Source organism: Sinomonas halotolerans (assembly GCF_039615075.1).
GTDB lineage: Bacteria > Actinomycetota > Actinomycetes > Actinomycetales > Micrococcaceae > Sinomonas > Sinomonas halotolerans.
Genome location: NZ_JBDFRB010000004.1, coordinates 171670 through 186571, shown reverse-complemented (window position 1 = coordinate 186571; position 14902 = coordinate 171670). Strand labels below are relative to the sequence as shown.

The 14902-nt window shown below is 68.1% G+C and carries 9 protein-coding genes; 2 read left to right on the top strand and 7 right to left on the bottom strand.

The window, feature by feature from the left end; genetic code table 11:
• Positions 1-130 precede the first annotated feature (130 nt).
• The 5 genes from fusA to rpoB form a co-directional block, all read right to left on the bottom strand.
• On the bottom strand, positions 131-2245 hold the full coding sequence (gene fusA, locus ABCQ75_RS06490) for an elongation factor G (RefSeq protein WP_345884046.1): 2115 nt from the start codon (positions 2243-2245) through the stop codon (positions 131-133).
• A 75-nt stretch (positions 2246-2320) separates the two neighbouring features.
• On the bottom strand, positions 2321-2791 hold the full coding sequence (gene rpsG, locus ABCQ75_RS06485; RefSeq protein ID WP_077490634.1) for a 30S ribosomal protein S7: 471 nt from the start codon (positions 2789-2791) through the stop codon (positions 2321-2323).
• Complete coding sequence (gene rpsL, locus ABCQ75_RS06480; RefSeq protein ID WP_345884043.1) at positions 2791-3165, bottom strand: 30S ribosomal protein S12; 375 nt, start codon at positions 3163-3165, stop codon at positions 2791-2793. Before rpsL ends, rpsG begins: the two co-directional genes overlap by 1 nt.
• A 506-nt stretch (positions 3166-3671) precedes the next feature.
• Positions 3672-7571, bottom strand: a complete 3900-nt coding sequence (locus ABCQ75_RS06475; protein ID WP_345884042.1) for a DNA-directed RNA polymerase subunit beta' — start codon at positions 7569-7571, stop codon at positions 3672-3674.
• A gap of 55 nt (positions 7572-7626) precedes the next feature.
• Positions 7627-11127, bottom strand: a complete 3501-nt coding sequence (gene rpoB, locus ABCQ75_RS06470) for a DNA-directed RNA polymerase subunit beta (protein ID WP_345884040.1) — start codon at positions 11125-11127, stop codon at positions 7627-7629.
• Positions 11128-11565: 438 nt separating this feature from the next.
• On the opposite strand from rpoB, the gene ABCQ75_RS06465 reads away from it, so the two are divergent.
• Together ABCQ75_RS06465 and ABCQ75_RS06460 are read left to right on the top strand one after the other, a co-directional pair.
• Entirely contained in the window at positions 11566-12759 is a 1194-nt protein-coding gene (locus ABCQ75_RS06465; RefSeq protein ID WP_427916056.1) for an acetyl-CoA C-acetyltransferase, read from the top strand.
• A gap of 5 nt (positions 12760-12764) precedes the next feature.
• The gene (locus tag ABCQ75_RS06460) at positions 12765-13274 is read left to right on the top strand and encodes an aminoacyl-tRNA deacylase (RefSeq protein ID WP_345884038.1); all 510 of its coding nucleotides are present in this window, start codon (positions 12765-12767) and stop codon (positions 13272-13274) included.
• A gap of 303 nt (positions 13275-13577) precedes the next feature.
• Here ABCQ75_RS06460 and rplL read toward each other — a convergent pair whose 3' ends face one another.
• Both rplL and rplJ read right to left on the bottom strand, forming a co-directional pair.
• Positions 13578-13958: a 50S ribosomal protein L7/L12 gene (gene rplL / locus ABCQ75_RS06455; protein WP_345884037.1), complete on the bottom strand. Its 381-nt coding sequence runs from the start codon at positions 13956-13958 to the stop codon at positions 13578-13580.
• 76 nt (positions 13959-14034) lie between these two features.
• A complete protein-coding gene (rplJ, locus tag ABCQ75_RS06450) occupies positions 14035-14631 on the bottom strand; it encodes a 50S ribosomal protein L10 (RefSeq protein ID WP_345884035.1) in 597 nt (198 codons plus the stop codon).
• Positions 14632-14902 lie beyond the last annotated feature (271 nt).

Sequence of the window (14902 nt, the reverse complement as noted above, 5' to 3'; positions counted from 1 at the left end):
GCTTTGTCTTTCATGAAATCACGCGGGAGATGGGCCCCCGCGCGGAGGGCGACCCCCCGCCGTCGTGCGCGCTGTGCTGCGCAACTGCTGCGCTGTGGCGCGCACGACGGCGGGGAGCCGCGGTCCAGAACTACTCGCCGCGCGACTTCTGGATGATCTCGTCGGCGACAGCCTTCGGGACCTCGGAGTAGCTGTCGAACTGCATCGAGTAGACAGCACGGCCCTGGGTCTTCGAGCGCAGGTCGCCGATGTAGCCGAACATCTCGGACAGCGGCACGAGGGCGCGGATGACCTTGACGCCGACAGCGTCCTCCATGGCCTGGATCTGGCCACGGCGGCTGTTGAGGTCGCCGATCACGTCGCCCATGTACTCCTCGGGCGTGCGGACCTCGACGGCCATGAGCGGCTCGAGGATGACAGGGTTGGCGCGGCGTGCACCCTCCTTGAACACCTGCGAACCGGCGATCTTGAACGCCATCTCCGAGGAGTCGACGTCGTGGTAGGCACCGTCGATGAGCGACGCCTTGACGCCGACCATCGGGTAGCCCGCCAGGATGCCGAACTGCATGGCGTCCTGGATGCCGGCGTCCACGCTCGGGATGTACTCGCGCGGGACGCGGCCACCGGTGACGGCGTTCACGAACTCGTAGAACGTGCCCTCGGCGGTGTCGAGGGGCTCGAAGGTGACCTGCACCTTGGCGAACTGGCCAGAACCACCAGTCTGCTTCTTGTGCGTGAAGTCGACCTTCTCGACCTTCTTCTTGATGGTCTCGCGGTACGCCACCTGCGGCTTGCCCACGTTGGCCTCGACCTTGAACTCGCGGCGCATGCGGTCCACGAGGATGTCGAGGTGGAGCTCGCCCATGCCGCCGATCTCGGTCTGGCCGGTCTCCTCGTTGAGGGAGACGGTGAACGTCGGGTCCTCAGCGGAGAGCTTCTGGATGGCGGTGGAGAGCTTCTCCTGGTCGCCCTTGGTCTTCGGCTCGATGGCGACGAAGATCACGGGCTCCGGGAAGGTCATCGACTCGAGGACGATCGGGTTGCTGACGTCGCAGAGCGTGTCGCCCGTCGTGGTGTCCTTGAGGCCGATCACGGCGTAGATGTGGCCCGCCGAGACCTCGTCGACCGGGTTCTCCTTGTTGGCGTGCATCTGGAAGAGCTTGCCCAGACGCTCCTTCTTGCCCTTCGTGGAGTTCAGGACCTGGAGACCGGAGGTCGCCTTGCCCGAGTACACGCGGATGAAGTTGAGCTGGCCGAAGAACGGGTGCGCCGCGATCTTGAACGCGAGGGCCGAGAACGGCTCGTCGGCGCTCGGCTTGCGGGTCATCTCGACCGACTCGTCCTTCGGGTCGTGGCCGATCATGGCGGGCACGTCGAGGGGCGAGGGGAGGAAGTCGATGACAGCGTCGAGCATCGGCTGCACACCGCGGTTCTTGAACGCGGAGCCACAGAAGACCGGGTAGATCTCCGAGTTGACCGTGAGCTTGCGGATGCCGGCCTTGAGCTCGTCGATCGTGAGCTCTTCGCCCTCGAGGTACTTCTCCATGAGCTCCTCGGACGCCTCGGCGGCGGCCTCGACGAGCTGGGCGCGGTACTCCTCGGCCTTCTCCTGGAGGTCGGCCGGGATCTCGCGGGTCTCGTACGCAGCACCCATGGTCACGTCGCCCTTGGCGTCGCCCGGCCACACGAAGGCCTTCATGGAGAGCAGGTCGACGACGCCGACGAAGTCGTTCTCGGCACCGATCGGGAGCTGCATGACGAGCGGCTTGGCACCGAGGCGCTTCACGATCGTGTCGACCGTGAAGTAGAAGTCGGCACCGAGCTTGTCCATCTTGTTGACGAAGCAGATGCGCGGGACGTTGTACTTGTCCGCCTGGCGCCACACCGTCTCGGACTGCGGCTCGACGCCTTCCTTGCCGTCGAAGACGGCAACGGCACCGTCGAGCACGCGCAGGGAGCGCTCGACCTCGACCGTGAAGTCCACGTGGCCGGGGGTGTCGATGATGTTGATCTGGTTCTTGTTCCAGAAGCAGGTCACGGCCGCGGACGTGATGGTGATGCCGCGCTCCTTCTCCTGCTCCATCCAGTCGGTCGTCGAGGCACCGTCGTGCGTCTCGCCGATCTTGTGGTTCACGCCCGTGTAGAAGAGGATGCGCTCGGTCGTGGTGGTCTTGCCGGCATCGATGTGCGCCATGATGCCGATATTGCGGACCTTGCTGAGGTCGGTAAGCACGTCCAGTGCCACGGTGTCTCCCTGTTTGTCCCTAATTGGCTGCACATTCGCCGCCGGCTCGCGAGGAGCCGGCGGCGAATCCTGGTCTTACCAGCGGTAGTGGGCGAAGGCCTTGTTCGACTCGGCCATCTTGTGAGTGTCCTCGCGGCGCTTCACAGCGGCACCGAGGCCGTTCGAGGCGTCGAGGATCTCGTTCTGGAGACGCTCGGTCATCGTCTTCTCGCGGCGGGCCTTCGAGTAGCCGACGAGCCAGCGGAGGGCGAGCGCCGTGGCGCGGCCCGGCTTGACCTCGACCGGCACCTGGTAGGTCGCGCCACCGACACGGCGGGAACGGACCTCGAGGGTCGGGCGGACGTTGTCCATGGCCTTCTTGAGCGCGGCGACGGGGTCTCCGCCCGTCTTCTGGCGGGCACCCTCGAGGGCGCCGTAGACGATGCGCTCTGCCGTGGACTTCTTGCCGTCCACGAGGACCTTGTTGATGAGCTGCGTCACGAGCGGCGAGCCGTAGACCGGGTCGACGACGAGCGGACGCTTGGGGGCAGGACCCTTGCGAGGCATTACTTCTTCTCCTTCTTCGCGCCGTAGCGGCTGCGGGCCTGCTGGCGGTTCTTGACACCCTGGGTGTCGAGTGCACCGCGGACGATCTTGTAGCGGACACCCGGAAGGTCCTTCACACGGCCGCCGCGAACGAGCACGATGGAGTGCTCCTGGAGGTTGTGGCCGACGCCCGGGATGTACGCCGTGACCTCGACGCCACCGGTGAGGCGGACACGGGCGACCTTGCGGAGCGCGGAGTTCGGCTTCTTCGGGGTCGTCGTGTACACACGGGTGCACACGCCGCGGCGCATGGGGTTGCCCTTGAGGGCAGGAGCCTTGGTCTTGGAGACCTTCGGCGCGCGGCCCTTGCGGACCAGCTGCTGAATAGTAGGCACTTTCGTGTTCTCCGTACTTCGTTGAACTGTTCGCCCACGCCACCCTCGCGGGTTCGGCGGACGCTGTCGGTTGCTTCGCACTCGCTGCGGCAACCGACCGTAGGCGTGCAAAAGTGTGGCATTCGTTGCGCACCAACCCCGCAACCCGGAAACAGGCCCCGTCCTCACCGCTGCGCACCGATCGGTGCTTGCACTCGGCTGCGACGGCCTTCATCCACTGCCACACAGAAACAATCGAAGAAAGCCTACCACGATGCGGCTCCATCCCTTAAACCGGACCGCAGCGCCCCGATCCGGCCAGCCCATCTCGGCGGTCAAGGCCCCCGCCTCGGCGGTCCAAACCCCCACCTCGGCGGTCCAAACCCCCACCTCGGCGGGGCGGGGGCAGGCAGGACGCCGAACGGCCGGCGCCCCCTGCGAAAGGGGACGCCGGCCGTCAGTGGAGCGTGCCGCCGTCGTGCTTCAGGCCTGGGCCTCACGCCGACCGCAGCGGACGCGCAGACCGATCAGCGGAAGTCGCCGCCGAGGTCGTAGTCGTCCAGCGGGATCGCGTGGAACTCCTGGACGCCGTCGCCGTTCAGCGGGTCGTACGCGAAGTCGCTGAACGCACTCGGGCCGGTGAAGAGCGTCGCCTTGGCCTCCTCCGTCGGCTCGACATTGACCTCCGTGTAGCGCGGGAGGCCAGTGCCGGCCGGGATGAGCTTGCCGATGATGACGTTCTCCTTGAGGCCCAGCAGCGGGTCGCTCTTGGCCTCCATCGCGGCCTGCGTGAGGACACGCGTGGTCTCCTGGAACGACGCGGCCGACAGCCAGGACTCCGTGGCGAGCGACGCCTTGGTGATGCCCATGAGCTCGGGACGGCCGGAGGCCGGCTTCTTGCCCTCGGACACCACGCGGCGGTTCTCGTCGCGGTAGCGGCGCGACTCGGCCAGCTCGCCCGGGAGCAGGTCCGTGTCGCCGGACTCGATGACCGTGATACGGCGCAGCATCTGGCGGACGATCACCTCCACGTGCTTGTCGTGGATGCCGATGCCCTGGCTGCGGTACACGCCCTGGACCTCGTCGACGAGGAACTTCTGCGCCTCGCGCGGGCCCTGGATGCGCAGGACCTGCTTCGGGTCGACCGGGCCGTTGAGCAGGCGCTGGCCCACCTCGACACGGTCGCCGTCCTCGACCAGGAGCCGGGCACGGCGCGAGACCGGGTACGCGATCTCCTCCGAGCCGTCGTCCGGGGTCAGGACGAGGCGCAGCTGCTTCTCGGTGTCCTCGATCGTGATGCGGCCGGCCGCCTCGGCGATCGGGGCCACACCCTTGGGGGTGCGGGCCTCGAAGAGCTCCTGGATACGGGGAAGACCCTGCGTGATGTCCTCGCCGCCGGACGCGGACACGGCACCACCGGTGTGGAAGGTACGCATGGTCAGCTGCGTGCCCGGCTCACCGATCGACTGGGCCGCGATGATGCCGACGGCCTCGCCGATGTCCACGAGCTTGCCCGAGGCGAGCGAACGGCCGTAGCACTTGGCGCAGGTGCCGACGGCGGACTCGCACGTGAGCACGGAGCGGACGCGGATCTCGGTGATCCCGGCCTCCACGAGCCCGTTGATGAGCACGTCGCCCAGGTCGGCGCCGGCCTCGGCGAGCACGTTGCCCTCGGGGCCGACGACGTCGACCGCCAGGGTGCGCGTGTACGCCGTGTTCTCGACGTTCTCCTCGCGGACGAGCTCGCCGTTGTGGTCCGGCACCGCGATGGTGACGACGAGGCCTCGCTCGGTCTCGCAGTCCTCCTCGCGCACGATCACGTCCTGCGACACATCCACCAGACGACGGGTCAGGTAGCCCGAGTTGGCGGTACGGAGAGCGGTGTCGGCGAGGCCCTTGCGGGCACCGTGCGTCGCGATGAAGTACTCGAGCACCGAGAGGCCCTCACGGTACGAGGACTTGATCGGACGCGGGATGATCTCGCCCTTCGGGTTGGCCACGAGGCCGCGGATGCCCGCGATCTGGCGGACCTGCATCCAGTTGCCTCGGGCACCGGAGGAGACCATGCGGTTGATGGTGTTCATCTTCGGCATGGAATCGCGCATGACCGACGCGATCTCCGTGGTCGCCTTGTCCCAGATCTCGATGAGCTCGGAGCGGCGCTCCTCGTCGTCGATCAGACCCTTGTCGTACTGGCTCTGGATCTTCGCCGCACGCTCCTCGTAGCCGGCCAGGATCTCCGGCTTGGCCTCGGGCACCGCGATGTCCGAGACGGCGACTGTGACACCCGAGCGAGTGGCCCAGTAGAAGCCTGCGTCCTTGAGGTTGTCCAGCGTGGCCGCCGTGACGACCTTCGGGTAGCGCTCCGCGAGGTCGTTGACGATCTTGGAGAGCTGGCCCTTGTCCGCGACGGCCTCGACCCACGGGTAGTCCTCGGGCAGGGTCTCGTTGAAGAGCACCTGGCCGAGCGAGGTCTCGACGAGAGCCGGCTGGCCGGCCTCCCACCCTTCGGGGGCGGGACGCTCTGCCGAGGGGACGAAGCCGTCGAGGCGGATCCGGATCTTCGCGTTGAGGTGGAGCTCACGGGCGTCGTGCGCCATGATCGCCTCGGCCACCGACGAGAACACACGGCCCTCGCCTGCGGCACCCTCGCGCTTGGTCGTCAGGTGGTACAGGCCGATGATCATGTCCTGCGAGGGCAGGGTCACCGGACGGCCGTCCGACGGCTTGAGGATGTTGTTCGAGGAGAGCATGAGGATGCGCGCCTCGGCCTGTGCCTCCGGGCTCAGCGGCAGGTGCACAGCCATCTGGTCACCGTCGAAGTCAGCGTTGAACGCCGCGCAGACGAGCGGGTGGAGCTGGATGGCCTTGCCCTCGACGAGCTGCGGCTCGAAGGCCTGGATGCCGAGGCGGTGGAGGGTGGGTGCACGGTTGAGCAGCACCGGGTGTTCGGTGATGATCTCCTCGAGCACGTCCCACACCTGCGGGCGGTAGCGCTCCACCATCCGCTTGGCGCTCTTGATGTTCTGCGCGTGGTTGAGGTCAACGAGCCGCTTCATGACGAACGGCTTGAACAGCTCGAGGGCCATCTGCTTGGGCAGGCCGCACTGGTGCAGCTTGAGCTGCGGGCCGACGACGATGACCGAACGGCCCGAGTAGTCGACGCGCTTGCCGAGCAGGTTCTGGCGGAACCGGCCCTGCTTGCCCTTGAGCATGTCCGAGAGCGACTTGAGCGGGCGGTTGCCCGGACCCGTCACGGGACGGCCGCGGCGGCCGTTGTCGAACAGCGAGTCCACAGCCTCCTGGAGCATGCGCTTCTCGTTGTTGACGATGATCTCCGGCGCACCGAGGTCAAGCAGGCGCTTGAGGCGGTTGTTGCGGTTGATCACACGGCGGTACAGGTCGTTGAGGTCGGAGGTCGCGAAGCGGCCACCGTCCAGCTGCACCATCGGGCGCAGCTCCGGCGGGATCACCGGGACGGCGTCGAGGACCATGCCCTGCGGCTTGTTGTCCGTGGTGAGGAACGCGCTGACCACCTTGAGGCGCTTGAGCGCCCGGGTCTTCCGCTGGCCCTTGCCGTTCTGGATGATGTCGCGGAGGAGCTCCGCCTCACCCTCGAGGTCGAAGGACTCGAGGCGCTTCTGGATCGCCTCGGCGCCCATCGAACCCTCGAAGTACATGCCGTACTTGTCGCGCAGCTCGCGGTAGAGCGCCTCGTCGCCCTCGAGGTCGGCGACCTTGAGGTTCTTGAAGCGGTCCCAGACGGCCTCCATGCGCTCGATGTCGGCATCCGCGCGCTTGCGGATGGTCGCCATCGTCTTGTCGGCGAGGTCGCGGGCCTTCTTCTTGTCCGCGGCCTTGGCGCCCTCGGCCTCGAGCTTGCCGAGGTCGTCCTCGAGGTCACGGGCGACCGCGGCGATGTCGGCGTCGCGGGTGTCCACGAGGCGCTTGCGCTCGAGGTCGTGCTCGGCCTGGAGGTTCGGCAGCTGCTCGTGGCGGCGCTCCTCGTCGACCTTCGTGATCATGTACGCGGCGAAGTAGATGACCTTCTCGAGGTCCTTCGGCGCGAGGTCGAGGAGGTACCCGAGGCGCGAGGGAACGCCCTTGAAGTACCAGATGTGCGTCACGGGCGCGGCGAGCTCGATGTGGCCCATGCGCTCGCGGCGGACCTTGGCACGGGTCACCTCGACGCCGCAGCGCTCGCAGATGATGCCCTTGAAGCGCACGCGCTTGTACTTGCCGCAGTAGCACTCCCAGTCACGGGACGGGCCGAAGATCTTCTCGCAGAAGAGGCCGTCCTTCTCGGGCTTGAGCGTGCGGTAGTTGATGGTTTCCGGCTTCTTGACCTCGCCGTGCGACCAGGTGCGGATGTCTTCCGCGGTCGCGAGGCCGATCTGCATGAGGCCGAAGGAGGATTCGCTGGACAATGTGGTCCCTTATCTCTCGTGTCTCTAAGTCGTTCGTGCCGGTGCGGCGAAAGGGTCAGACCTCTTCGACGGAGCTGGGCTCGTCGCGGGAGAGGTCGATGCCCAGTTCCTCCGCAGCGGTGAAGACCGCATCGTCGGCGTCGCGCATCTCGATCGTCGTGCCGTCCGCGGAGAGGACCTCCACGTTCAGGCAGAGCGACTGCATTTCCTTGATGAGGACCTTGAAGGACTCGGGGACGCCCGGCTCGGGGATGTTCTCCCCCTTGACGATCGCCTCGTACACCTTCACGCGGCCGTGGATGTCGTCCGACTTGATCGTGAGGAGCTCCTGGAGCGTGTACGCCGCGCCATAGGCCTCGAGCGCCCACACCTCCATCTCGCCGAAGCGCTGGCCACCGAACTGCGCCTTACCACCGAGCGGCTGCTGGGTGATCATCGAGTACGGACCGGTCGAGCGGGCGTGGATCTTGTCGTCCACGAGGTGGTGGAGCTTCAGGATGTACATGTAGCCCACGGAGATGGGGTCCGGGAACGGCTCGCCGGAGCGGCCGTCGAACAGCTGCGCCTTGCCCGAGGAGTCGATGAGGCGGTCGCCGTCGCGGGTGACGTTCGTCGAGTCGAGCAGACCGGCGATCTCCTCCTCGCGCGCACCGTCGAACACCGGGGTGGCGAGGGTCTGGTTCGGACCGACCTCGCGCGGCATGTTCGGCAGGGCCTTCATCCACTCCGGATCGCCCTCGACCTTCCAGCCGGTCTTCGCGACCCAGCCGAGGTGCGTCTCGAGGACCTGGCCGACGTTCATTCGGCCCGGGACACCCAGCGGGTTCAGGACCACGTCCACCGGGGTTCCGTCGGCGAGGAACGGCATGTCCTCGACAGGCAGGATCTTGGAGATGACGCCCTTGTTGCCGTGGCGGCCGGCGAGCTTGTCGCCGTCGGTGATCTTGCGCTTGGCGGCCACGTAGACGCGCACGAGCTGGTTCACGCCCGGGGGCAGCTCGTCGTCGTTGTCGCGGTCGAACACGCGCACGCCGATCACCGTGCCGGACTCGCCGTGCGGGACCTTCAGGGACGTGTCGCGGACCTCGCGGGACTTCTCGCCGAAGATCGCGCGCAGGAGGCGCTCCTCCGGGGTCAGCTCGGTCTCGCCCTTCGGGGTGACCTTGCCGACGAGGATGTCGCCAGCCTCGACCTCGGCGCCGATGTGGATGATGCCGCGCTCGTCGAGCTGGGAGAGCACCTCCTCCGAGACGTTCGGGATGTCACGCGTGATCTCCTCGGCGCCCAGCTTCGTGTCGCGCGCATCGATCTCGTGCTCCTCGATGTGGATCGAGGACAGGACGTCCTCGGACACGAGCCGCTGCGAGAGGATGATGGCGTCCTCGAAGTTGTGGCCCTCCCAGGACATGAACGCGACCAGGAGGTTCTTGCCGAGGGCGAGCTCGCCCTGGTCCGTCGCGGGGCCGTCGGCGATGATGCCGCCGACCTCGAGGCGGGCACCCTCGTCCACGAGCACGCGGTGGTTGTAGCAGTTGCCCTGGTTCGAGCGGGCGAACTTCCCGATCGGGTAGTTCGTCTCCGTGCCGTCGTCGTTGAGGACGACGACGAGGTCCGCCGAGACCTCGGTGACGACGCCGGCCTTCCTGGCCACGACGACGTCGCCCGCGTCCACAGCAGCGGCGCGCTCCATGCCGGTGCCCACCACGGGCGCCTCGGAGCGGACCAGCGGGACCGCCTGGCGCTGCATGTTGGCACCCATGAGGGCCCGGTTGGCGTCATCGTGCTCGAGGAACGGGATGAGCGCGGTCGCGACCGACACCATCTGGCGCGGGGAGACGTCCATGTACTCGACCTCGCCGGCCGGGATCAGGACGGGCTCGCCGCCACCGCCGCGCTGGCGGACGAGGACCATGTCCTCGGCGAAGGAGCCGTCCTCGTTCAGCGGCGAGTTGGCCTGGGCGATCTGGACCTCGGCCTCGTCATCCGCCGTGAGGTAGTCGACCTCGTCCGACACGACGCCGCCCGACACCTTGCGGTACGGGGTCTCGATGAAGCCGAACGGGTTGATGCGGCCGTAGGACGCGAGCGAGCCGATGAGGCCGATGTTCGGGCCTTCAGGGGTCTCGATGGGGCACATGCGGCCGTAGTGCGACGGGTGGACGTCACGGACCTCCATGCCCGCGCGGTCGCGGGAGAGGCCGCCGGGGCCGAGCGCCGAGAGTCGGCGCTTGTGGGTCAGGCCCGAGAGCGGGTTGTTCTGGTCCATGAACTGCGAGAGCTGGGAGGTTCCGAAGAACTCCTTGATCGCAGCGACGACCGGGCGGATGTTGATGAGGGTCTGCGGGGTGATCGCCTCGACGTCCTGAGTCGTCATACGCTCGCGGACCACGCGCTCCATGCGGGACAGGCCCGTGCGGACCTGGTTCTCGATGAGCTCGCCGACGGCGCGGATGCGGCGGTTGCCGAAGTGGTCGATGTCGTCGACCTCGACGCGGATCTCGGTCTCCTGGCCGTCGCGAACGCCCTTGATGGTCTTCTCGCCGGCGTGCAGCGCGACGAGGAACTTGATCATCTGGACGATGTCCGCGATGTGCAGGACCGATGCGTCCCGATCGCCGAGGGACTTGTCGATGCCGAGCTTCCGGTTGATCTTGTACCGGCCGACCTTCGCGAGGTCGTAGCGCTTGACGTTGAAGTAGAGGTTGTCCAGGAGGGACTGTGCGGCCTCGACCGTGGGCGGCTCGCCCGGGCGGAGCTTGCGGTAGATGTCGAGGAGCGCGTCCTCGCGCGTCTCAGTCGTGTCCTTCTCGAGCGTCGCACGCATCGAGTCGTACTCGCCGAACTCCTCGAGGATCTGGCCCTCGGTCCAGCCGAGTGCCTTGAGCAGGACGGTCACCGACTGCTTGCGCTTGCGGTCGAGGCGGACGCCGACCTGGTCGCGCTTGTCGATCTCGAGCTCGAACCAGGCGCCGCGGGACGGGATGATCTTCGCCGTGAAGATGTCCTTGTCGCTCGTCTTGTCGGCGGTGCGCTCGAAGTACGCGCCCGGGGAGCGGACGAGCTGGGAGACCACGACGCGCTCGGTGCCGTTGACGACGAACGTGCCCTTGTCGGTCATGAGCGGGAAGTCGCCCATGAAGACGGTCTGCTGCTTGATCTCGCCCGTGTTGTTGTTCATGAACTCGGCCTTGACGTACAGCGGGGCCGAGTAGGTGGCGTCGCGGTCCTTGCACTCTGCGACGGTGTACTTCGGGTCGGCGAACTCCGGCTCGGAGAAGCTCAGGGACATGGTGCCCTGGAAGTCCTCGATCGGGGAGATCTCCTCGAAGATGTCCGAGAGGCCGGACGTCGTGGCCACGCTGTCGTCACCCTCGGCCTGGGCCTGGGCCACCCGGGCCTGCCAGCGCTCGTGGCCGACGAGCCAGTCGAAGCTCTCGGTCTGGAGGGCGAGAAGATTCGGAACGTCGAGCGGTTCGTGAATCTTGGCGAATGAGAGCCGGCGGTTCGCACCGTCGGTGCTAGCGGTTTGGTAGTCAGAGGTGCTCGAGGCGACCAAGAGGGATCCTTCCACAGACCTTCAGGATTGTCCGCACCCTCCCGACACGCGGCCGCCCACGTACTTCTTGAGGACCGCCGCCCACGAGCCCACCGCTATATGAAGGCTGGAGGTGACAAGGGAGAACGCAAAGATCCAAGATACCCCAAACGGGCGCGCGTGTCTAGCGCACGGTGAGCTGCCGGTCAAGTGCCGGGTGGAAGGCCGGCAGGGCCCGGGACGCCGCGAGCGCCCTGCCGAGGGCTCGGCCGGAAAGGCGTCCCAAGAGGCTCGGGCGGAACCGCAGCATCACTCTACACCGGCGGGCGCGCCCCGGGCTGGCCGCGCGCAGAGACCCCCGGTGCGTGAGACCCCCGGTGCGTGGGCCGCCCCGCCGGCTGTAGCCTGTGTCACAGAGAACCTAGGCGCACAGATGGTACGCACAAAGGAGAGATCCCCATGCCCTCAGACGCCAGCGACGTCGTCATCCTCTCGGCAGCACGCACGCCCCAGGGCCGGCTCAACGGCCAGCTCGCGCCGTTCACCGCGGTGGAGCTCGGGGCGCACGCCATCACCGCCGCGATCGGGCGCAGCGGCGTCGGCGCAGATGCGGTCGATGCAGTGATCATGGGCCAGGTGCTGCAGGCCGGCGCCGGCCAGAACCCCGCCCGGCAGAGCGCCATCGCGGCCGGCGTCGGCTGGAACGTGCCCTGCGTGACCATCAACAAGGTGTGCCTCTCGGGCCTCACCGCGGTGATCGACGCCGCCCGCATGATCCGCGCCGGCGACGCGACCGTCGTCGTCGCCGGCGGGCAGGAGTCCATGACGCGCGCGCCGCACGTGCTCCCCGGCTCGCGCCAGGGCTGGACCTACGGCACGGTCGCGGCGCTCGACGTCGCCGCGCACGACGGCCTGACGGACGCCTTCGACGGCCAGTCGATGGGCCTCTCCACCGAGTCCCGGAACCTGACCCTCGGCATCGACCGGACATCGCAGGACGAGGTGGCCGCGGCATCCCACGTGCGCGCCGCGGTCGCCCAGAAGGAGGGCGTCTTCGAGGACGAGATCGTCCCCGTCGAGATCCCGCAGCGCAAGGGCGAGCCGCTCACAGTCTCGGAGGACGAGGGCGTCCGCCCGAACACGAGCCTCGAGACCCTCGCGCCCCTCAAGCCGGCCTTCGCCTCGGACGGCACCATCACGGCCGGCAACTCGTCGCCGCTCTCCGACGGCGCGGCGGCGCTCGTCCTGACGACCCGCGCCTACGCCGAGGAGCACGGCCTCACGTGGCTCGCCGTCGTCGGACGCCCCGGGCAGGTGGCCGGACCGGACAACTCGCTGCACTCGCAGCCCTCCCGCGCCATTGCGGACGCCCTCGAGCGCGCCGGCTGGACCACCGCGGACCTCGACTTCATCGAGATCAACGAGGCCTTCGGCTCGGTGGCCGTGCAGTCGCTGAAGGATCTCGGCTACCCGCTCGAGAAGTGCAACATCCACGGGGGCGCGATCGCGCTCGGCCACCCCATCGGCGCGTCGGGCGCACGGCTCGCGGGGCACGCGGCGCACGAGCTCGCCCGGCGCGGCTCGGGCCGCGCTGCCGTCGCGCTGTGCGGCGGCGGCGGGCAGGGCGAGGCGCTCCTGCTCTTCCGGGACTGACGGACATGGCTCGGGAGGCGGGGGCGCACGACGCCGGCACGCACCAGGACGCGGACGGCCACGCGCGCTTCCTCGCGGCTGCGCGCGAGCACGGGATCCGGGTCGAGGTGGCTGAGCGGGCGGCCGCCCGGACGCTCGAGGAGGCAGCTGCCATCCTGGGGATCACGCCGGGCGAGATCGTGAAGTCCCTTGTGGTCAAGCACTCGGACGGGTCGTTCCTGTTCGCGCTCATTCCCGGGGACCGCCAGATCTCCTGGCCCAAGCTGCGGGCGCTTCTCGGGGTCAACCGGCTCTCGATGCCCGCAGCGGATGTGGCCCTCGCGGCCACGGGTTACGAGCGCGGCACGATCACCCCGCTCGGCTCGTCCACGGCATGGCCGGTGGTGGCGGACGCCGCGATCGCCGGCCGCGTGTCGATGGGCGCGGGGGCACACGGGCGCAGCGCGTTCCTGGACTCCGGCGAGCTCGTGCGGGCCCTCGGGGCGACGGTCGCGGACATCAGCGACCCCCTCTGACGATACGGGGTCCCTGCCACCGCGATACGGGGTCCCTGCCACCCCCACACGGGGTCCCTGCCACCGCGGTACGGGGTCCCTGCCACCGCGATACGGGGTCCCTGCCACCCCCACACGGGGTCCCTGCCACCGCGGTACGGGGTCCCTGCCAGCGCGATACGGGGTCCCTGCCACCGCTGGCGGCCAGGGACCCCGCAACGAGCGGCCAGGGACCCCGCAACAGCGAAGGGCCCCCGGTTCCAGACGGAACCGGGGGCCCTTCGTGCACGCGGTGCAGGCGCGGAGCCTGCGTGCGGGGGGGAACTACTTGAGGGTGACCGTGGCGCCGGCGGCCTCGAGGACCTCCTTGGCCTTCTCGGCAGTCTCCTTGTTGGCGCCCTCGAGGACAGCCTTCGGAGCGGCGTCGACGAGGTCCTTGGCCTCCTTGAGGCCGAGCGACGTGAGGCCACGGACCTCCTTGATGACCGCGATCTTCTTGTCGCCAGCAGCCTCGAGGATGACGTCGAAGGAGTCCTTCTCCTCCTCGGCAGCAGCCTCGCCGGCACCGCCGGCCGGGCCCGCGACGGCAACGGCAGCAGCCGTGACCTCGAAGACCTCCTCGAACTTCTTCACGAACTCGGAGAGCTCGATGATGGTGAGCTCCTTGAAGGCCTCGATCAGCTCGTCCTGGGTGAGCTTCGCCATGGTTGGCGTCCTTTCGCTAGGTGATGCCCGCCGTCAGATCGGGCGGGGCATCGAGAATGTGGGTTGGGGAAGAGGATCAGTTCTCTTCGGCGGGGGCCTCGGCCGGAGCCGCAGCCTCCTCAGCGACGGCCTCGGCCGGAGCAGCATCAGCCTCAGCAGCGGGAGCCTCGGCGGCCGCCGGAGCGCCACCCTCCTCCTCGAGCTTGAGACGCAGGGCGTCGATGATGCGCGCAGCCGCGGCCATGGGCGCCTTGAGGACGCCGGCAACCTTGGCGAGCTGCAGCTCGCGGGACTCCAGGGCTGCCAGGGCGGCAACCTCGCTCGCGTTGAGCGCCTTGCCCTCGAAGTAGCCGGTCTTGATGATCAGCTGCTTGTTGTCCTTGGCAAAGTCGGTCAGGCTCTTGGCGGCCGCGACAGCGTCACCCTTGATGAACGCGATCGCGGTCGGGCCGGCCAGCTGGCCGTCGAATGCCTCGACGCCGGCCTCCTTCGCCGCGATGGCGGTCAGGGAGTTCTTGACGACCGAGAACTTGTTCTCGGTGCCGAGCGAACGACGCAGCTGCTTGAGCTGGGCGACGGTGAGCCCGCGGTATTCGGTCAGGACTGCAGCGTTCGACTCCTGGAAATCCTTGGTGATCTCCTCGACTGCTGCCACCTTGGTAGGCGTTGCCATAACCCTCCTTCCGGGGAATTGAGCGCCGGAGGGGGCAGGTCCGCTACAGAAAACGCCCCGCGCAGATGCACGGGGCGTGGCGGTCATGGCCGTGGGCCAGAAGCGTTTCGCTCAGTTCACCTGCGCAGGCCGCCCCGTTCGGGGACCTTCAGCTGGAGCAGCGCGCCGCCTTTCGGCACACAGCATCCAACGACCGGCGGTCTTTGGTCCTTCCACTGTACGGGAGGGGGCGCGCCCGGACAAATCGAGGTGCGCACGACGCCGGGTTCCC